21 protein-coding genes are annotated in these 20,016 nt (G+C 44.6%); 4 read left to right on the top strand and 17 right to left on the bottom strand.

Translation table 11 applies throughout. From position 1 onward, the window contains the following. Positions 1 to 351: 351 nt before the first annotated feature. The 7 genes from AAA938_RS00645 to ccsA (AAA938_RS00615) form a co-directional block, all read right to left on the bottom strand. The gene (locus AAA938_RS00645) at positions 352 to 1,362 is read right to left on the bottom strand and encodes an IS30 family transposase (RefSeq protein WP_338226711.1); all 1,011 of its coding nucleotides are present in this window, start codon (positions 1,360 to 1,362) and stop codon (positions 352 to 354) included. A gap of 96 nt (positions 1,363 to 1,458) precedes the next feature. Further along, positions 1,459 to 1,911 (bottom strand): hypothetical protein, encoded by a 453-nt coding sequence (locus AAA938_RS00640; RefSeq protein WP_338226710.1) that lies wholly within the window; start codon positions 1,909 to 1,911, stop codon positions 1,459 to 1,461. Continuing rightward, positions 1,908 to 3,404: a hypothetical protein gene (locus tag AAA938_RS00635; RefSeq protein WP_338226709.1), complete on the bottom strand. Its 1,497-nt coding sequence runs from the start codon at positions 3,402 to 3,404 to the stop codon at positions 1,908 to 1,910. The genes AAA938_RS00640 and AAA938_RS00635 overlap by 4 nt, the downstream gene beginning before the upstream one ends. Before the next feature lie 226 nt (positions 3,405 to 3,630). After that, positions 3,631 to 6,150, bottom strand: a complete 2,520-nt coding sequence (gene ccsA / locus AAA938_RS00630; protein ID WP_338226708.1) for a cytochrome c biogenesis protein CcsA — start codon at positions 6,148 to 6,150, stop codon at positions 3,631 to 3,633. A 28-nt stretch (positions 6,151 to 6,178) separates the two neighbouring features. Next, complete coding sequence (locus AAA938_RS00625) at positions 6,179 to 6,595, bottom strand: cytochrome c maturation protein CcmE domain-containing protein (protein ID WP_338226707.1); 417 nt, start codon at positions 6,593 to 6,595, stop codon at positions 6,179 to 6,181. Between the two features lie 12 nt (positions 6,596 to 6,607). Further along, on the bottom strand, positions 6,608 to 6,850 hold the full coding sequence (locus AAA938_RS00620) for a CcmD family protein (protein WP_338226706.1): 243 nt from the start codon (positions 6,848 to 6,850) through the stop codon (positions 6,608 to 6,610). Between the two features lie 3 nt (positions 6,851 to 6,853). Continuing rightward, the gene (ccsA, locus tag AAA938_RS00615; RefSeq protein WP_338222769.1) at positions 6,854 to 7,528 is read right to left on the bottom strand and encodes a cytochrome c biogenesis protein CcsA; all 675 of its coding nucleotides are present in this window, start codon (positions 7,526 to 7,528) and stop codon (positions 6,854 to 6,856) included. Between the two features lie 194 nt (positions 7,529 to 7,722). Between ccsA (AAA938_RS00615) and rlmN the strand changes: the two genes are divergently transcribed. The 3 genes from rlmN to AAA938_RS00600 all read left to right on the top strand — a co-directional run bounded on the left by rlmN (position 7,723) and on the right by AAA938_RS00600 (position 12,064). Beyond that, a complete protein-coding gene (rlmN, locus tag AAA938_RS00610; protein ID WP_338226705.1) occupies positions 7,723 to 8,781 on the top strand; it encodes a dual-specificity RNA methyltransferase RlmN in 1,059 nt (352 codons plus the stop codon). Positions 8,782 to 8,861: 80 nt separating this feature from the next. Next, a complete protein-coding gene (locus AAA938_RS00605) occupies positions 8,862 to 11,543 on the top strand; it encodes a TonB-dependent receptor plug domain-containing protein (protein ID WP_338226704.1) in 2,682 nt (893 codons plus the stop codon). A gap of 50 nt (positions 11,544 to 11,593) precedes the next feature. Continuing rightward, positions 11,594 to 12,064, top strand: coding sequence for a porin family protein (locus AAA938_RS00600; protein WP_338221185.1), 471 nt, complete (start codon positions 11,594 to 11,596; stop codon positions 12,062 to 12,064). Here the strand turns inward: AAA938_RS00600 and AAA938_RS00595 are convergent. From AAA938_RS00595 to AAA938_RS00565, 8 genes are all read right to left on the bottom strand, one after another. Beyond that, complete coding sequence (locus tag AAA938_RS00595) at positions 12,061 to 12,795, bottom strand: MIP/aquaporin family protein (RefSeq protein ID WP_338226703.1); 735 nt, start codon at positions 12,793 to 12,795, stop codon at positions 12,061 to 12,063. The two genes, AAA938_RS00600 and AAA938_RS00595, sit on opposite strands and share 4 nt — an antisense overlap. Continuing rightward, positions 12,792 to 14,294 (bottom strand): glycerol kinase GlpK, encoded by a 1,503-nt coding sequence (glpK, locus tag AAA938_RS00590; RefSeq protein WP_338226702.1) that lies wholly within the window; start codon positions 14,292 to 14,294, stop codon positions 12,792 to 12,794. The genes AAA938_RS00595 and glpK overlap by 4 nt, the downstream gene beginning before the upstream one ends. A gap of 47 nt (positions 14,295 to 14,341) precedes the next feature. After that, positions 14,342 to 15,907, bottom strand: coding sequence for a glycerol-3-phosphate dehydrogenase/oxidase (locus tag AAA938_RS00585; RefSeq protein ID WP_338226701.1), 1,566 nt, complete (start codon positions 15,905 to 15,907; stop codon positions 14,342 to 14,344). A gap of 61 nt (positions 15,908 to 15,968) precedes the next feature. After that, positions 15,969 to 16,466 carry a SixA phosphatase family protein gene (locus AAA938_RS00580; RefSeq protein ID WP_338226700.1) on the bottom strand — a complete coding sequence of 166 codons (498 nt, stop codon included), beginning with the start codon at positions 16,464 to 16,466 and terminating at the stop codon, positions 15,969 to 15,971. Between the two features lie 8 nt (positions 16,467 to 16,474). After that, positions 16,475 to 16,891: a putative toxin-antitoxin system toxin component, PIN family gene (locus tag AAA938_RS20230; RefSeq protein WP_420915720.1), complete on the bottom strand. Its 417-nt coding sequence runs from the start codon at positions 16,889 to 16,891 to the stop codon at positions 16,475 to 16,477. After that, positions 16,875 to 17,102, bottom strand: a complete 228-nt coding sequence (locus AAA938_RS00575) for a hypothetical protein (protein ID WP_338226699.1) — start codon at positions 17,100 to 17,102, stop codon at positions 16,875 to 16,877. The genes AAA938_RS20230 and AAA938_RS00575 overlap by 17 nt, the downstream gene beginning before the upstream one ends. 140 nt (positions 17,103 to 17,242) lie before the next feature. Beyond that, positions 17,243 to 17,977, bottom strand: a complete 735-nt coding sequence (locus AAA938_RS00570; protein WP_338226698.1) for an RluA family pseudouridine synthase — start codon at positions 17,975 to 17,977, stop codon at positions 17,243 to 17,245. Positions 17,978 to 18,045: 68 nt separating this feature from the next. Further along, a complete protein-coding gene (locus tag AAA938_RS00565; protein ID WP_338226697.1) occupies positions 18,046 to 18,528 on the bottom strand; it encodes a GNAT family N-acetyltransferase in 483 nt (160 codons plus the stop codon). A gap of 70 nt (positions 18,529 to 18,598) precedes the next feature. On the opposite strand from AAA938_RS00565, the gene AAA938_RS00560 reads away from it, so the two are divergent. Next, the gene (locus tag AAA938_RS00560) at positions 18,599 to 19,372 is read left to right on the top strand and encodes a type III pantothenate kinase (RefSeq protein WP_338226696.1); all 774 of its coding nucleotides are present in this window, start codon (positions 18,599 to 18,601) and stop codon (positions 19,370 to 19,372) included. A 1-nt stretch (position 19,373) separates the two neighbouring features. Here the strand turns inward: AAA938_RS00560 and vapC are convergent, their stop codons facing one another. Together vapC and AAA938_RS00550 are read right to left on the bottom strand one after the other, a co-directional pair. Further along, positions 19,374 to 19,766: a type II toxin-antitoxin system VapC family toxin gene (gene vapC / locus AAA938_RS00555; RefSeq protein ID WP_338226695.1), complete on the bottom strand. Its 393-nt coding sequence runs from the start codon at positions 19,764 to 19,766 to the stop codon at positions 19,374 to 19,376. Then, complete coding sequence (locus tag AAA938_RS00550; RefSeq protein WP_338226694.1) at positions 19,753 to 19,956, bottom strand: type II toxin-antitoxin system VapB family antitoxin; 204 nt, start codon at positions 19,954 to 19,956, stop codon at positions 19,753 to 19,755. The genes vapC and AAA938_RS00550 overlap by 14 nt, the downstream gene beginning before the upstream one ends. Positions 19,957 to 20,016 lie beyond the last annotated feature (60 nt).

The raw sequence follows: 20,016 nt of genomic DNA, 5'->3' as shown, positions 1-20,016 counted from the left end.
TTTTTCATAAAAAAGGGTTTTTGGTTGGTGAAAATTTGAACAAAAGATCAAAACGAATTTTATAAAAATCAAGGGTACAAACTACTTTTTTCCCCAAAAAACCCAAATCTCTCGACTAGTAAAGACCTCTACATCACCGATGCAAACAGTGGTCAGTCCAAAGTAACCATCGCAGATGTATGGCAGTCCAATGGAGTGATTCACTCAATGGATACTGTGGTGCTTCCTAAGATGTAATTGTTTGAATTCTATCCGAAAAGAAAAAATAGCCTAAATCAATCGATTTAGGCTATTTTGATTTATAATTCGAATTTTTGAATTGGATTTAACTTAGGTAATTCATAGCCGTGTTCAACTTATAAGTGCAACACCTAATTTTTGTTTGAGTTTTTGTATTGGACTAAGGTAATTAAACTTTCTAACGGGTCTGTTATTGATTTTAGCTTCGATTGCTTGTATTTGTTCTGTTGAGATTTCATTGAGGTCAGTTTTTTTAGGTAAGAAAGCTCTAATCAATCCTATTCTGTTTTCGACAGTTCCTTTATCCTGCGAAGTATATGGCCGAGTAAAGTAGGTTGGGATATTGTATTTGTCTCGAATCAAGTGATGGTTTGCAAAAGCCATGTCATTATCAAAGGTGATCGATTTGAAAAAGGAAGGCCCAATCCTTTCGATTCGCTTAGCTAATTTCTGTTCAATAGCATCAGCATTCTTACCGGATAATTTCTCCATAGTGGTAATCAGGGTAGCCCTATCTACCAAGACCAGAAGAGCAGACTGGTGGTTCTTACCCATCATCAGATCGACTTGTATATCGCCTATTCGCTCCCTTAGGGCTACAACAGCAGGTCGTTGTTCAATAGGCACTCTTTCCTTTATGATTCCTCTGGAATCTCTGTAATTGCCTCTTTTTCGCTTTCTTTTCCCATGGCGGAGGCATTTATAAAGCTCCCGATCTCTGGTCAATGACCAATGCTTACTTTTCTTGGCTTTCCAAATCCATTGATAAATGGTTTCATGGGACACGCCCGGGTTTCCATCCAATTCCCATTTGGCAGCAATCAATTCCGGACTCAGTTTTTCCTCCTTGAGCCAAACTCGAGCTTGTTCCTTTAGCTCAGCCTTGAAACGGATATTCTTGGGTTTAAGCTTATGCCGTTCATCGGTTCTGTTTTGAGCGACTCGAGCGACATATTCACCCACATTGCGCCCGCGTAGACCCGTGTTCCGACCAAGCTCCCGACAAATGGTGCTTTTATGAACTCTTAAAGCTCGGGCAATACCGGTCTGAGTCATCCCTTGTTTGATTAAAATTTCGATTTGGTACCTTTGCTCTGGGCTGAGATGATTGAATTTCTGCATGACAACACTAATTTAATTCTTCAGCCTAAGGAAGGAAGCCTAGGCTTCCTTCCTTAAACCTTTAGTGTTGCACTTATTACTTGAATCTGGGATAGTTTAAATTTCACCTTTTGAACTATAAGAAACTTCCAAGAACTGAAGGCTGTCTGAATTGGAATTAAACAGGTTTTTTTTTTCTATTAGGAAATAAGAATCATAGTTTACATAAAACCATTTAATGAAATCAAGTGCTGAATCGTATAGAATAGGATATCGATTTAGGTTTTCTCTCAAAATGATAATTTTTTTATGATCATAACTGTTTCCTATAGCGACTATTAGGTCTGGACTTCTCTTAAAATTTTTCCTGTAAGAAAACATTATTTTTTCCCCAATTTTCTCTTCTCTTTTGTAAGAAAGAGAATCTTCGGAGTCAAAAACAATTAGCAATGTATCTCCTTCTTCGGGATAGGTATTTGATTTATCTACATGAAAAGAATTCTTTTTATCGATTTGTTTGCAGGAGAAGATAAAACAAATGCAAATGATTGAATAAAAGCAAATTTTCATTGGATACAAGTTTTTGTTAACTCCCTGTCTAAATCTTGAAGATCTTGTAAAACCTTTCGATCGTTATATTTCATCTCATTCCATTCTTTTGTACTATTTAATCCATGCCAAGCTATTGCTGTATAAAAAGTTGGATTTATTCCTTTTTGCCATCGCGTTGTTCCTCCAACTTTCTGATAGAATTCACTAGCTCCCAATAATGGGTGAATTTCTTGAAGTGTTTTTGCGATTTTTTCAACTATATAATCGGCCATAAAATTGTGTTGCTGTAGGCTATTGTTGTTTGGATAAAGTTTTTTATACTCTTCGAAATTGTTCTGAAAATTTCCGACTAATAAGGACCCTCTTTTTTCACCAACTGCATTATAAATTTCTGCATGGATAATTTCGTGGAGCAAAACTCTAGCTACACCTAATGAACTCATATTATTCACTTTTTTTTCATTAAATGTGATTACAATATTATTGTGGCCATAAGTAGTCCCGTCAGTTTCAGCACTTGCATCTGGATTTTTTGTGGCTCCTATTCTCAATGTTACATTTTTTGGAGATGTTTTATTTGTAAACTCAGTTAGGCTATTAACAAATTTGGATAATGCCAACATCTCTTGAGCACACTTAAGGGTTTGGTTTTTTGAAAAACTAGAATCTATATAAATGGTCAACTTCGGCATAGGCACATCGGGTGGGCCATATCCTGCCGTTCCCCCACTGGTCACGAAGAAACCACCTCCATAGCTATAAGTGCCTGCACTTGGAGGTCCTCCTGAGTCATAGCTTCCCATGCCGCAAGAATACGAGTGGGTAGGTGAAAGTTGCTGAACCACCCAAGTGTTTGTTGCCTTCACATAGGAAATCTGGTACCAGTCTGTTGTCGTAATAGCGCACCTCACATCCTTGTTTTCTAGTCCAAGTGATTTACGGTTGTGGTCAGGTAGGGTCTCCATTTGGCGTGTAGCCAAAATCTGACCTTTGTGAATCTCAAAGCCCATAAAGTAATGCTCATCATAAGTGAAAAGGTCAACAGTGCCGCTCCACTTCTCATCGATCATTTGGTAATTGATCTCATCAAAATCCCTGGTTGAAGTTTCTTCATCAGGATAATATCGGACAATTAGGGGATCGAACCTGTTTTCTGAAGGGTGCTTTACAAAAAGAATATTTTGGATAATTCTCTGGGCGGCTTCCACATCAAAGGCTTCAGTTTCTGAGGATGGGAGGAATGCTTGTGCATTTTCCAGATTCATCTCAAATACCTCCCGCCCATCGGGAAAGTAATAGTGATGGAATTGGTCCCAATCGGGTTCTTTTTCAAAAAAAGGCAAAATCAACTCCTGAGATTCCGTGCGGAAGTTGGAGCCTCGCTCGGGCAGACGGAGATTAGTTTTGTTTTCTTCAAACCAGCTCTTCACCTTGGCGAGCTGATCACTGGTATTAGGCTCCAGCCGTGGAGCTTCGGGCTCTTGTACGCAAGAAGTAAGCAAAGAATTCATGGTAATCAGGAGAAGCAAAAGTGGTAAAAATCCGGATCTACCTAAATTTTTGTACTTGGGGGGGCAAAAATGTTTTTCATAAAACTGAGTTAGGTGGTTGATTAAAATTTCAGATCAAGATCAAAACGATCTTTTTAAAAGTCAAGCACTCCAGTAAAATTTGCCACAAAAAAAGCCCAAATCGGGGGATTTGGGCTTAGATTTTTTTGGAGATATTGGCACTCATTTACTCCATCCCCTTATCCCGCATCTTGGCGAATTCATCGAATCGACGGAAAATAGCCACGGTAAATCCTATCAACATCACGATAGTTCCTACCCAAAGCACATTGATATAAGGCTTCACGATAGCTTTCATCACCACGTAGTCCTTTTGGTACTGATTGACTTTGAAAACAAATTTGTTCTGATCAGGAAGGATATTCTCCAAGCTGACTCTGAGTCCCAACTCGGTATCAATCACCGGAAGCTTGCCCACTTGATTGTTTCGAATGATAAAGGTCGGCTCAAGCAGTTTTTCCACGTCATAATCCAACACTCTCAATTTTGCCTTGACTGCGACATCCCCTTCCTGTAGGACATAGCCTTCGATCTCCTTCATCACTTCCGCTCCGTCAAAATAGGTCACGAAATCCGCAATATGAAACTGCTCCCCGGGACTCACTTCATAAACTTCGTCCTCTTTCCATTCCGGATCGGAATAGTCATTCATCGCTGCCACATAGGTATACAGGTCCCGATTGAGGTAGATTTTCGAATCTGGAGAAGAGATTAGCCCTCCCATTCCTTCATTGAATTGAGACATGGGATTCAGGGAAAACTTCAAAGCCTCATTCTGAAAATAGTCAATCTTGAAGTAGTCATTTTCCTCCAAAACCAAATTGACCACATCCCCTTTTTTGAAGTAATCCTTGTAATCAACCAATGCAACCGCTTCGTTGACATTGCCGGTAGACTCCAGATACTTGGCAGGGACATACTCGGGAACGCCAACCACTTTCTTTTGTCTGCCGCGATAGACTACCGTGTAGTCCTTCATCTGTGTGGGCTTGTTGATCCAAAGCAGCACGTGCTCCTTGTTCATCTCGTCCTCCCAGCTGTTGCTGTAAGTCAATCCGGACATGTTGATGGAAATCACATCGGAATAGCCGGAGCTGAACATGATTCCGATCAGAATCATCCCCAAGCCGATGTGGGCCAGTGAGCCTCCTGCCAGTTTGAAGGTGGACTTTTTTAGCAGCTTAGCCAAAATCACCGAGTTGGCGACGATGGTAAACATCCCAGCCAATACGATAATGATGTATTTCCAGTCATAGACCTTAGCCAATACGATCACTGCAGCCGAAAGCAATACAGAGATGATGTAGGGAGTGACCAAAGCATCCTTGAGGGCTTTTTTGTCCATCTTTTGCCACCAGAAAAACTGCCCCACTGCAGTCAGCAGAGCCAAAGCAACGGCAAACCACAACTGGAACTTGGTATAAAACTCCACCTGATCCGCAGGAGGAGCCATATTGGAGATGCCTCCGAAGATTTCGACCAAAGCATTCCAAGCCGGAATCGAGGTAGGCAAAATGACTTGAAAAGACATCAATCCCAAGGTCACCGCACCCAAAAAGATCCAAAACTCACGGGAGTAGACGGAGGCTTCTTTTTCCGAAGTAGGAATATGCTTCCAAGCCCGAACCGCCAAAAAGACGGCAATAACGAGGAAAAACAACATGTAAATCAGCAACTGACCGGAAAGTCCCAAATCGGTAAAGGAATGCACCGAAGCATCACCCAAGACCCCGGATCTTACGAGGAAAGTCGCATACAAGACCAGGATAAAGCTCAGAATCACCAAGACGATCGATGTCTTCAGGGCGGTAGCGCTTTTCTTGAAAGTGATCATAGTATGAATAGCAGCCACCAAAATCAACCAAGGCACATAGACGGCGTTTTCTACCGGGTCCCAGTTCCAATAGCCTCCAAAGTTTAGGGTCACATAGGCCCAATATGCTCCCATAATGATTCCCATTCCCAAAATCATGGCAGAGAAGATCGCCCACGGCAAAGCCGGACGGATCCACTCCGAATAGCGCTTGGTCACCAATCCGCCTATCAGGAAGGCAAAAGGCACCAAAGTAGAAGCATAGCCCAAAAACAGTGTTGGCGGATGGATGACCATCCAGATATTCTGCAAAAGCGGGTTAAGGCCAGTGCCATCCTCCGGAACAAAGTCTGGATTCAACTCAAAAATCGGTGCTTGAGTAGCATCTCTCAACAGGATAAAAGGGGAACTGCCGATTTTCAAATCGCCAATTACTACACCCAGAATCATAGACACCAAGAAAGCCTGCACCAAAGCAAAAACCACCATTACAGGACCTTCCCAAAACTTATTGGTCTGAATCAGAATGATGCCCAAGACCACATTCCAGAAAGCCCAAAGGATAAACGCTCCCTCCTGTCCTTCCCAGAAGCTGGAAATCATGTAGTGAACCGGGAGTGCCTTGGAACTGTGGGAATAGGCGTAGAAATACTCGAAGCGGTGATTGTAGATGATTTCAAACAGGGAAAAAGCAATCATCGCCGTAGAACCGGCGTGAATGTAAAAACTGATCCGGCTGAATTTTCTCCAGCTGGCCTTTTCAATTTCATTGGCTCTGAAATACTGAAAATAGGCATAGGCGGTAACCAATGCACTGACGAAGGCCACGATGGTCATCAAGTGGCCCAGATTACCCATAAAGGTATTGATCATGATTTTTCCTTAGATAATAATCCCAACATCACATTCCTGCCGCCTGCACGTCTGTCTCCTGATATTTGGATGGACACTTCATCAGAATCTTATCAGCGACGAAGATGTCTTTGTCTCGATAAGATCCAATGACGACCACCTGCTCGGAGCGCTGGAAATCAGCCGGAACAGGCTCATTGTAAAATACTTTTTGCTCAGTACCCTCATTATCCACAAGGAGGAAAGTAAAGGAAGTTTTGTCTTCCCGCACCTCAATTCCAGTGACTTGACCGGCCATGTCTTTTTTGAGCTGACCCACCACATGAATGGCTTTATCTTCTCCATCTTCCTTCATTTCCCAAGCAGTATTGAAGCTTTCGTAGCTACTCGCATCGCCGATGGAGGTCATGATGATCACGATAGCAATGGCAATGATGCCCAATCCGATGATATGTCCTTTTTTCATGGTATGACTGATTTAAGAAGGAAGATTCTTTTCTAGTTTGGAGATTTTTCGATCCGTATTGATGATATAAACCACCATTCCGGCGAAAATGATCAGAATGATGCCCACCAATACATAAATTTTTCCATCGGCACGCATCTGATCGGCCATTTCCACTGTGTTGTTACTATAGTCAGCTTCAGTGACCTCGATTTTATCCTGAGCCTTGAGATTCAGGGAAAATAGAAGGAAGATTATTGCAAATAATTTTTTCATCAATCAGGAATTAAGAAATCTATCATGGATAACCCGCTCTACCCTACGAATTCTGACCCGAACGGTTGCCAGCCAAGCCCCCAAAAGAGTCCAAGCCAGGATTGCCGGGTAAAAGACCAGTCTGAGTTTGGAGTCCAGGTCATAGGCATTGAATCCGGGATTTCCCCCATTGCCGGGATGAAGGCTGTCTGTAAGCCTAGGGAGTACAAAAATTAATGGGATAAAGGCTGCAAAAGCGAAAATATTGTAAACGGCGCCGATTCTGCCTCGCTGCTGCGAATCTGCCAAGCTGCCCCGGAGAATCAGATAGGCAAAATACATCAAAAGCCCAATCGCAGCAGCGTTTTGCTTCGGGTCTCCACTCCAATAATCTCCCCAAGTAAATTTCGCCCAAAGCATTCCAGTCACAATACCCAATACTCCGAAAAGAATGGCCGCATTGGTAAATTCCAAAGCGAGATCATCATCTTCAAGTCGATTGCTACGCAAAAACCGAATGCTGTAATAAACTGAAACCATCAGCATCAGAATCATTCCAAACCACATGGTCACATGGAAATGCAGGGCTCGGATGGTCTCATTGAGAATCGGAAGACGGGGTACGTCCATCAATAGACCGGCAGTCAGGGTATAGATCAGCAAAGCGACCGCCAGGATTTTCCACCAGGATTGGCGCATAGGTTATTTTTGAATTGCAAGCGCAAAAATAAGGCATAAGTTCCTGAATCCCCCCTTTTTTTATGATAAAAGGCTCAAACCTACTTCATGAAAAAAACTTATTGAAATGAACTGAAGTCAACTTCCTAAAAGCTTAAAATCAGCAATTTTCCAATTTTGAAATTTTTCAATTTTCCAATCCTTAACTTTGCCCCGTGGAAAATCAAAAACAGGACATCCGAAAGCTATCTCTCGAAGAACTGGAAGCCTTCTTTTTGGCACACGGAGAAAAAAAATTCCGGGCCAAGCAGGTGTATGAGTGGCTTTGGCACAAGTCCCTGAAAAACTTTGATGACATGAGCAATATCTCCCTAGCTACCCGGGAACTGCTCAAATCCCACTTTATCATCAATCACATCCGGGTGGACCTCATGCAGCACAGCAATGATGGCACGATCAAAAACGCCGTCAAGCTTTTTGACAACAAAATCGTGGAGTCTGTGCTCATTCCCACCTCCAAGCGAATCACCGCCTGTGTATCTTCTCAGGTGGGATGCAGCTTGGATTGTAACTTCTGCGCCACAGCCCGACTGAAAAGAATGCGCAATCTCAATCCGGATGAGATCTACGATCAGGTGGTGGCAATCAAGGACGAAGCTGAAACCTATTTCCAGCGGCCCCTGACCAACATTGTCTTTATGGGAATGGGCGAGCCTCTGCTCAACTACAGCAACGTAGTCGAAGCCATAGATAAAATCACCTCTCCGGAGGGTCTGGGAATGGCTCCACGTAGAATCACCCTATCTACCGTTGGAATCCCAAAAATGATTCGGAAAATGGCAGATGACGGGGTGAAGTTCAATTTGGCCATTTCCCTCCACTCCGCAATCAATGAGACCCGTTCCCGGCTGATGCCCATCAACGATTCCAATCCTTTGGAAGACCTAGCTGAAGCGCTGAAGTACTGGTATCAGATGACCAAACGAAAAGTCACCTACGAATACGTCATCTGGGAAGGGGTCAATGACGATGAAAAACACGCCCGTGCACTTGCTAAGTTTTGCAAAATCATCCCCTCAAAGGTCAACATCATTCAGTACAATCCGATTGATGAGGGAGAATTTCGTCAGGCTAAGCAAGAGGCAGTAGACATGTACGTACGCATCTTGGAGTCGCAGGGAATCATCGCAAAGGTCCGAAAATCAAGGGGTCAGGATATCGATGCAGCCTGTGGGCAACTGGCCAATAAAAATGAAGTGGCAAATTTGGCGTAAACGTCGAATAATTTTTCTTGCAGTTTTATCAAACCTTAGTTTATTTACGGCCGTTTTTTAACCAAACCAACTATTTTAAAATGCCCAGATTTACTTTGAGAGCCATTCTGGCTGTCCTGTGCCTTTTCCCCTTCTGTCTAAAGGCTCAAGATGACCTCCCAACCCAAATCCAAAATTACCTTTCAGCCTATCAAGAGGAGTTTCCTGTAGAAAAAGCCTACCTCCATTTGGACAAGCACACCTTCACCCTGGGGGAGGATATTTGGTTCAGCGCCTACTTGGTGGCAGGAGGCACTCAGGTTCCTTCCCCGCTGAGTAAGACCCTGTATGTGGATTTTTTTGACGGGGATGGACTTTTGCTCTCGCAAAGAATCATTGAAATCGAAAACGGAAGAGGTGCAGGGGAATTCCAGATTCCCCGCTACGGAAAAACCGGTTTGTACCAAATAAAGGCATATACCTCTTGGATGCGAAATTTTGGTGAAACGTACTTTTTTGACCAATACATTCAGGTCGTAGACGGCGCAGGTGGATCTTTTCTCCCACAAATAGAATTCAAATCGGTCAGTTCTGAAGCTGGAAAAGCCAAATACGAAGTAGAACTCGTAGCGGTAAGTGCCACCGGAGAGCCTTTGGCCAATCAGGTACTTCAGCTGAGTGCCATAGCCGGACAGGAGCAGCTTTATCAACAACAAGTCCAACTGAATGGGCAGGGACAAGCTTCTTTCAGCTTCAGCATACCTGAAAAAGACCATCCCGAACAACACCTTGAGCTGAGCTATGAAGAAAACCCTGACTACATAGTCACCCAAAAAATCCAGCTTCCCTACACCCTCAATCAGGTCGATATCCAGTTCCTTCCCGAAGGTGGGAATTGGGTTCAGGGGAAAAAAGCCACCCTGGCATTTCGGGCTATTTATCCAGACGGAAGTCCTGCCCAAATATCCGGTTTAATCGAAGGAGTGGAAGAATCCTCGTTTGAGAGTCAATTTGGAGGTTTGGGCAAAATCACATTCACTCCTGAAAAGGCTAACTACACTGCACTGGTCAAGAGTCCCAATTCAAATGCGGAACGCAGGATTTCACTTCCCGCAGCAGCTGAGACTGGATTAAGTATCCAAGTTCAAAATAACCCAGATGCCTCCTTTATTTCCGTGTTTATTCAGGGAAATGGAGATCCCGGAGAGCTATTGCTTTTTTCCCATATTCGTGGCCTTCTCAACTACATGATTCAAGGTAAGCTCACCAATGGGGTTTGGGGAGTACGTATCCCGAAGCAAAATCTTCCTTCAGGAATCAACACAGTGACTGTGCTCAAAAAAGATGGGACTCCACTCCTCGAGCGCCTCATCTTTGTGCAAAATGGAGACAGACTGAACTTGAATGTGGAAAGTAAAGGAAATCTAAGCCCCAGAAGCAAATTCCAACTGGAACTGAAAAGCAGCAGCGGAGATACGCCAGCTCCGGGAAGTTTCTCCATAGCGGTGGCTGATGCGGATCAGGTCAAGGATGAAAGCCTGATTCACGGCACTATCTTTTCCCACCTGCTATTGACCTCTGATTTGCAGGGAAAAGTCTATCAACCGGGATATTATTTTCAGAATCAGGAACCTGCCACCTTGGAGCAGCTTGATTTGGTCATGATGACCCATGGTTGGAGGAGATTTACTGTTCCAGAGATTTTGGAGGAGGAGTTTCCCGAAAATGGCTTCTACATCGAGCAGGGAATCACCATCACAGGTCAGGTCAAGGAGCAGATAGAAACCAAAAAAGGCCTAGGCGGAGGAAAAATCAGCGCCTTGATCGGAGATGGAATTGAGCTGGTCGGCTCAGAATATGGACCTGACGGCAAATTTGTTTTTTCAGGGCTGAACTATCAGGATTCGGTCAGTGTGACTATCACTGCAGAAGATCAACGTGCCAAAAACTACATTGACTTAAGCGTGGAACAGCCTAAGCCAGTCTTTCCTTCTCTATCAGGAAGATATCCGGAAAAAATCATTTGGCCGGAAGAACTAGTGGCAACCTATCAGGCCCGAACCCTTATGCAGCAAATCACCGCCGAAGACGGAATTACAGACTTGGAAGGGGTAACCATAGAAGCTCAGACTCTTCAGGAAGAAGCCACTACCGCAAGAAAATTCTACGGAGAAGGGGATGCTTCTATTGAGCCCGACAAAATACCCGGCAGTGTAGGCTTTACCAATATCTTCCAGATGATTCAGGGAAGAGTAGCAGGGGTACGGGTAAGCATAAACGGAAATGGAGCGAGTGTCCAAATCCGTGGAGTAGGTTCCATTCAGGCAGGAACAGAGCCTTTGTATCTCTTGGACAATGTGCCGGTAGATGCTTCCCTCCTTTTCACCATCAACCCAAGGGATGTGCAAAGCATCGACGTGTTCAAAGACCCGGCAAGGACGGCCATTTTTGGGTCACAAGGAGCAAACGGAGTCATTGCCGTGTACACCAAAACCGGGGCTGGAATCAGTTACCAAAGTGTAGGGGGCACTCTCGTGGTCCAATATGGGGGATACCATGCCAGCAGGGAATTTTACTCCCCAAAATATGATCAGGTCACTCCCCAAACAGCCATCACTGACCAGAGGGCTACCCTCTTCTGGAATCCTTTGGTAGAAACGGATGCCAATGGTCAGGCTTCACTGGAATTTTTCAATTCGGATTTAGCCAAAAGACACCTCATCATCATCGAAGGAATGGATTCCTTGGGCAGACTCGGTAGAACCGTCAAATTGATCGAATAAGTATTGCATAGCTGAGCAAAGCCTTTTACCTTTTAGAAAAATCAGAACTTATGAAAAAGGCTTTGCTCGGTTTGTTTTTTTTGGTGCTTGTTTCCTTCACAGCATTGGCTCAGGAGAAAGGGGAAGCTCGAATCCATGCTTTTGGCACATATGGACTTAGAAATGATCAATTTGGATACGGGGGAGGAGTTGAATACTTTTTTGCAGACAAATTTGCCCTCATGCCCTCCTTCACCTGGATCAAACCCGAAGTAGGTAACCTGTCCAACTTCAGTTTTGATCTCCGCTACTACTTCACAGAAGGAGTTTCTCAAGTGTACGTTTTGGCAGGATACAGCCAAACCTTCGAAAACACGCAGCCAGGCAGTCCCGGTACGAGAAGGAATTTGGTTGGAGGGAATTTCGGTGCAGGCGCTTACATTCGGATTACCGACTGGGTAGGCTTTGTTTCAGAATTCCGCTTCCAAAGTCAGGGAATCCAACAAGTCGTAGCCAAAGCAGGCTTGGCCTTTCCGCTCTAGAATCCCACGGCTTTGTATAAGCCTGCAGCCAGCAATGCTCCAAGTAGAGGACCTAGAATCGGCACCCAAGAATAGCCCCAATCCGAACTTCCTTTTCCCTGAATCGGCAATAGCTGATGCATGAGTCGAGGTCCGAAATCTCTGGCTGGATTGATCGCATAGCCGGTTGTACCTCCCAAAGCCAAACCAATCACCCAAACTACAAAAGCTACTGGCAAAGCTCCTACAGAACCCAAGCCAATCGGGGTACCTTGCTCGTCCTCGATTTTAGCACCGGTGATGTAGAGGACTGCCAAAATCAAGACAAATGTGCCCAGAGCCTCGGAAATCACACTCGTCGGGAAATTTCTTATGGCAGGATCGGTGCAAAAGGAGGCTCTTTTCAGCTCGGGATTTTCTTCCAGGTCAAAGTGATGACGATACATCAGCCAAGCCAAGCCCGAACCCAACATAGCCCCTGCCAGCTGAGCTATAATATATCCCGGAGCCATACCCCAATCAAACTTACCAACTGCTGCCAGACCTATGGTCACGGCTGGATTCAGATGAGCGCCACTGTAGGGACCGGCTATGACCACCCCACAAAACACGGCCAAGGCCCATGCTGTGGTGATCACCATCAGCCCTCCACCATTTCCTTTTGTACCCGGTAAGAGGACGTTGGCTACGACTCCTGTCCCCAAAAGAAGCAGCACTCCCGTCCCGATCAATTCTGCAATGTATGGATTCATTCTTCTACCCAGTTTTTAGCTCGTTCTACAGCTTTGTTCCAAAAATGCACCAATTTTTCTTTTTTGGCTGAATCCATTTGGGGATGAAATTCCTTTTCCGGTTGCCAAAGATCCTGTAATTCTTCCTGATTTTTCCAAAATCCCACGGCCAAACCTGCTAAAAAAGCTGCCCCAATCGCAGTTGTTTCAATAATTTGGGGTCTTTTGATTTGGCAACCCAAGATATCTGCCTGAAACTGCATCAAAAAATTATTGGCTGTAGCTCCTCCGTCCACTCGAAGTTCTTGCGTGGGTTTTCCGGAATCTTTTTCCATAGCCTTAAGCACATCATGAACCTGATAGGCGATTGCTTCCAAGGCGGCTCGGGTCATGTGCGCAATGGTGGTGCCTCGGGTGATTCCAAAGAAAGCCCCCCGGGCATTTTGATCCCAATGAGGCGCTCCCAATCCAGCCAAAGCCGGAACAAAGTAGACCCCATCGTTGTCTTCCAGGCTGCTCGCCAATTTTTCAGTTTGCTTGGCATGGCTAAACAATTCCATCCCATCTCTCAGCCACTGAATCGCCGCTCCTCCGATAAAAACAGAGCCTTCTAAAGCATAATTGATCTCGCCCCCGATCTTCCATGCTACCGTGGTGAGCAATTGGTTTTTGGACCTTACTGCCTCTTTTCCTGTATTCATGACCAGAAAGCACCCCGTACCATAGGTGGTTTTGGCCATTCCCGGCTCTGTACATAACTGACCAAAGAGCGCCGCCTGCTGATCTCCGGCAACTCCGGAAATAGGGATTTTGGTTTTCAGCACATCTCCGGCTGTTTCGGTAAATACCTCGCTGCAGCTTTTCACCTCAGGAAGCATGGATTCAGGAATGCCAAAAAGATCCAGCAACTCCTTGTCCCAATCCTGAGAATGAATATTGAAGATCATGGTTCGGCTGGCATTGGTGATATCGGTAAGATGGCTTTTCCCGGCTGTGAGCTTCCAAATCAGCCAAGAATCAACTGTTCCAAAGGCCAATTCTCCGGCTTCTGCCTTTTCTCTTGCTCCCTCCACATTTTCCAGAATCCAGCGGATTTTGGTAGCAGAAAAGTAAGCGTCTATAATCAGCCCGGTTTTGCTTGCGATAAGCTCTGCATGACCTTTTTCTTTCAGCTCATTGCAATAGGCGGCAGTCCTTCGGTCTTGCCATACAATGGCGTTGTAGATGGGCTTACCCGTTTTGCGGTCCCAAACGATAGTCGTTTCCCGCTGATTGGTGATCCCGATTGCGGCAATCTGATCTGCACGAATTCCCTTATTGACCAGAGATTCGATCAATACCGCTGATTGGCTGGTCCAGATTTCTTCGGGGTCATGTTCTACCCAGCCCTGCTTGGGAAAATACTGTTTGAATTCCTTTTGGGCTACTGAGACTATCTGGCCTTTTTTATCAAAAATAATGGCTCTTGAGCTAGTAGTACCTTGGTCGAGAGCGAGAATGTAAGATGGATTTTGGGTCATTGTCGGGTTAATTTGGAAAAAGGAATCGAAAAAACTTCATTTTCCGATTAGGTTTTTATCAGATACTTGGTTGCTGTTTTTTGGAAATCTTCAAGTTCAGATGATATCCAGACTTCATCCTTTCCCATTTCCAAAGCCATCAGCTTGGCCACTTTTTCTGCAGAATCCAGTGCAGCTTTTGCATCCAGAATCAACATTCGAATTCTTCGTGACAGCACGTCATCGACTTTTTGAGCCATTTCATTTCTCACAGCCCAAATCACCTCAGCCCCGATATTCGGGAAATCAGGATGGATCTTTTCGGCCCAAGCTGGATTTTTCTTTGCCAAGTCTTGGATTTTTTGAGCATCAGAACCGTAGATTTTCCAGTGCCCCCCAGCTATTTCCTTGGAATATCCGTGCAAAAGAATGTCTTGAGACTTGGAGTCCGGCAAATTGAGTCCGGTGACTTTAGGAAAATAATCCACCGTATCCTCTCCCATTTTTCGAAAAGTAGTCCATTTTCCTCCAGTAATGGACACAAGACCGCTTTCAGAAAGGATAACTTTATGAGATCTGGAAATCTCTTTGGTCTTGGTGCTGCCTTCTTTAGGCCTTGCCAAAGGTCTCAAGCCAGCAAAGACTGCTTTGACATCCTCCCGGGTGGGTTTTCGGGTAAGATAGCCTGAGGCGGTTTCGAGCACGAAGTCAATTTCCTTTTGCAAGGCTTCCGGCTCAAGTTTCGCTTTTTCCCGAAGCGTGTCAGTCGTCCCTACTACCAATTTTCCGTGCCAAGGTACAGCAAATAGCACACGACCGTCTTTTGTCTTAGGGATCATCAGTGCGTCTTTTCCTCCTAAAAAACTCTGATCCAAAACCAAATGGATTCCCTGACTGGGCTGTATCGTTTTGGGAGCTTCCGGATTGTCCATCTGAAGGATTTTATCCGCAAAAACCCCTGTGGCATTGACGATCATTCGGGCCTGAATGGGATATTTTTTCCTGGAAATCTCGTCCTGAACATTCAATCCGGTGAGCTTACCCTGATCGTTTTTGTGAAGAGAAGTCACCTTGGTGTAATTGAGGATGCAAGCTCCTGCATGATCCGCAGTTTGGGCGATGGACAAAGCCAATCGGGCGTCATCAAACTGCCCATCGTAATACACAATCCCCCCAAAAAGATTTTTGGGCTCAATTCCAGGCATCCTTTTGAGCGTCTCCTCTTTGGATATGTAGCGGGAAGGCCCCAAGCTCAGATTGGCCGACATGTAATCGTAGATCTTCAGTCCGGCACTATACTGCACCCGATCCCAAAAATTATAGACAGGGATAATAAATGCCTGACTTTGGGTAAGATGAGGAGCATTTTTGATTAGCCGACCCCGCTCTTTTAGCGCTTCCAAAACGAGAAAAACATCTCCCTGAGCCAAATATCGAACCCCTCCGTGGAGAAGCTTGGTACTTCGACTTGAAGTGCCTTTGGCAAAATCCGCCTTTTCAAAAAGTGCTACGGAAAGCCCGCGGGATACGGCATCTAAGGCAACGCCTAAGCCGGAGGATCCCCCACCGATCACTGCGATATCCCAGATTTTATCCTTGTTGCTAAGTTGGTTTATGTTTTCCTCCCGGTTCATATTCTTTTCCTAATCTCGTCTTTCAAGATAAACGAAATGAAAACTTAACGGAAGAATACGGCTAAAAATCCTTGTAAACTTTGCGATTAACAGAAGACCCGCTTTTCTCTAAGGTCACCTCATAGATAAAATCATATTCTACATCCTGGAGGTCAGCATACTTCTCCCCTTCTCCTACAAAATAATTGGCCAATTGACTGACCGTATTGCTGTGCCCGACCACCAAGATATTTCCTTCCAGACTTCTTAACTGCTCAACTAGTGCATCCTGATTGGAAGGGTCGTAGGATTGAATAGTCAAGCCGGCTTGTTCCGCAGTTGGAGAAGCCGTTAGTCTAGTCCGCTTGTAATCGGTGCTGAAGACATGCTTGATATCCTTATTTTGGAGAATTTGGGCAAGTTTTTTAGCGCGAACCTGTCCCACCAAAAGCAGCTCGGGGTCATTGCCTGAAAGTTGCTTTTCGGCATGACGGACGATGTAAATGGTCTTGGGGGAATTCTGAGGGGTGCAGGAAAAGACAATCCCTAAAAGAATAAAACACGCTAGTAATTTTCGCATTTGAGCAATTAAATGGATAAGACTTTGGATACAAATTCACTCGGCCCCAGAATCAGGGTATTTCTGAAACTTGAAATCGAAAAATCCTGAAAATTTCCTGTAATCAAATAATCAGCCTTGGATTCTAGGCATAGTTCCAAAAATTTATTGTCACTCTGATCTTTTATGAGGCTTACTTTTCGTTTGGGTTGGAAGTAAAGACTGTGATTTTTCAAGAAGTGGAGCAAAAAAAGGGAATTCTCCACGAATTGTGGATATTTTGAAAATTTTGGCCTCTTTAGCACTTGTTGATATTCATCCCATACAGCATCTGAAAGACAAATTTTAACTTGATTTCCTTCGATTACTTTGTTTAAAATAATTGAAGAGGAGCCCTGTTTGATCAAGGCAGAAATAAGAATATTGGTATCAAGAACCACCCTCATTCCGGAAAGCCTTGATTTCATCGTTTATCTCCTCGATAGAGAGCTTATCCAAACCGGCCTTTTGGGATTCTTCATGAGCTTGCTGAAGGGCCGTTTTTGCAAAATCAATGGTTATCTTCTCCACTAAGTCCTTGAATTCCATGGTCAATTTGTCTTCAAGGCCATACTTAGAGGCATCTTTAGAATTGATTTTCACGGAAATTGTCTTCATAGGACAAAGAGAGTTAAGTTAAACCTTCGTTAGGAAAGATGGATATCCTCTTTTTTGTAGCAGAGTCATTGGGATTCAAATTAAAAAATCCTCCCGAATTAATTAAAAATATCCATTACTAATCCACTTCGGAAATGGAATTACCCTGAAAAGGTATTATCCAAGTGCTGATCCTTGGCTTTGATGTTTTCAAACTCCAAAAACTGCTCCCAAAACTCATTTTCTGGAAGGGCGGCTCTCATGTAGAGCTTTTCTTTTCGGATCGGATGCACAAATACCAAGTGAAACGCATGGAGATTGATGCTTGCGTCAGGATTAGGCTTAGCAAACCCATACTTCACATCTCCCCGAATCGGACAGCCCATGGAAGCCAATTGCACCCGAATCTGATGCGGGCGACCTGAAATCGGACGTACCTCGAGCAACCAATGGTCATTGAGCGTACCCAATACTTTGTAATTCAATTCTGCCTTCTGTGACCCCGGAACCTCACGTTCATGAGCGGTTACGAAGTTTTTTGCCTCGTCCTTGGTCAGCCAATGGGTAAGTTTGCCTTGCTCTTCGGGCGGACGACGCTTTACCACCGCCCAATAAACTTTATGAATATCCCTTTTCCGGAACAGCTCCATCATCCGTTCCAAGCCTTTGGAAGTACGGGCAAAAGCCACTAAACCGCTCACAGGGCGGTCAAGTCGGTGAATGGGATGAAGAAAAACCGCTCCTGGTTTCTCGTATTTTTTGGCAATGTAGTCCTTGCAGTAGTCCGTCAGCGTCTTGTCTCCGGTTTTATCCCCTTGTACCAAGACCCCTGCCGCCTTGTTGACGATCAGGAGGTGGTTGTCCTCATAGACAACAGAAAATGGTTTTGTTCTCATAATGAATCACAAAGGTAGGGGAATATGTTGGATGACCGATGTCGGATGTCAGATGCATCGGTCATCGGTCATCCATCACCCAACATTTTTTTTATCTCATAATCCTGCAAATGCGCATTGAGCCAGCCGGCTTCGAGGTAGGCTCCGTATTTCTTGTAAAAGTTGATGGCAGGTTCATTCCAGTCCAGCACCTGCCACATCATCCCCGTACAGCCTTCTTCCAGACTTTGGGCCATCACCCGGTCAAAGAGCATTTTCCCGGCTCCGTTTCCTCTTTCGGACTCGGTCACGACGATATCTTCCAAATACAGCCGCTTACCCTTCCAGGTAGAATAGCGGAAGTAGTAAATCGCAATGCCGATTATTTCTCCCCTAGCCTCTTTTTCGCATACAAAAAGTCCATAGACTGGATTGGGTCCAAATCCGTCTTTCTCCATCATCTCCACCGTATTGGTGACTTGCTCGGGGGCCTTCTCATAGAGGGCTAGTTCTTTTATCAATTCGAGCACTCGAGGCAGGTCTTGGATGGTTCCTTTTCGGAGAGAATACATGGTATTGGCGGATAAGTAATTTGTTTATTTCTTTGGAATGGCCCTAAATTAGTCAAAACCTAAGAAACGAATGTTTTTAGCCATTGATGCCGGCAATTCCAATGTAGTATTTGCGCTTTTTGATCCCAAAAACGGCAAATGGACCAATCAATTCCGACTGGAAACTCAAACGCCTAAGCTGATTTCCCAATTGGGAAAAAAGGTCCCCCTATATTTTTTGGAACATGGCATTTCTCCCGCAGAGATATCACAAATCGGTTTCAGCTCGGTCGTCCCGGAGATCAATGGAGTGATTACCCAGTTTTGTGAGGGATTTTTCGGACAAGCACCTTACCTCATCAGCCCGGAAAGCTATAAAAAACTCCCGGTGAAGCCGGTTCGCCCCAATGAAATCGGAAGCGACCTGATGTGCAACGTGATGGCTGCCTATTCCCGAGTTAAAGGTCCTGTGATCGTAGTCGATTTTGGTACGGCTTTGACCTTCACCACGGTGGATGAAAAAGGAAAAATCCTAGGTGTAAGCATCGTTCCCGGACTGCATACGGCAATCAAGGCGCTGTTTATGAATACCTCAAAGCTTCCCGAGGTGGAGTTAAAGCTTCCCGAGTCTGTCTTGGGGAAAAATACCATTCACGCCATTCAGTCAGGCGTGCTTTATGGCTATACCGGATTGGTCAAAGGGATGCTGGAATCCATCCAAAAAGAAACCGGGCTTGAATTTACCATCCTGGCAACCGGGGGATTATCCTCCATTCTGACCAACCTTCAGGATGAGTTTGACCAAGTAGACAAAAATCTCACACTAGACGGTCTCCGCCTGATAACAGAAGCAAATTTGGTTTGATCTAGAAAATCGATTTCAATCCTAAGAATTGTACAAAAGGAGCAAAATCACGATCTGCATGAAGAATTTTTAGATCCTTTTGAATGCAAAATGTAGCCAAATAACAATCGATCGTCTTCCGGACGGTAATTCCCTTTTTGCGTAGCTCTCTGAAATTACGAGCAGACAGCAAAGCCAATTCTTTCCCACCTAATTCGGCAAAAGGGAATTCATCCAAAAATGTCTTCACTTCCTCAAAAGATCGATCCTCTCGAAACCCCTGAAGGACTTCCATATAAACCAAATCCGGAATCAGGATGGGGATTTGACCCAAAGTTTCATCCAAAAAATCGGTTTCCCTACTCCGAATTCCATTGAGGTAGGAAATCCAAACCGAGCTGTCAACCAAAATCATCTGTCCTTCGCATTTCGTCCAAGTTCCCTTCCCAACGGAATTTACCCCTCAGCTCACGGATTCTTTCCTGTTTTTTCAAGGAAACCATCTGCTTCAAAGCAGCTTCTACAGTGGCTTTTTTTGTGGCATTGCCCGAAAGTCGCATGGCTTCCCGAATCAATTCCTCATCTATGTCAATATTGGTTCGCATGTGTATCTTTTTCTCAAATATACACATAAAGCCCTTCCTCCTATTTTGTCCCAAGCCGAA

The organism is Algoriphagus taiwanensis (assembly GCF_036245645.1).
GTDB classification, from domain to species: Bacteria; Bacteroidota; Bacteroidia; order Cytophagales; family Cyclobacteriaceae; genus Algoriphagus; species Algoriphagus taiwanensis.
This window is presented reverse-complemented; position numbering and strand designations above follow the sequence as displayed.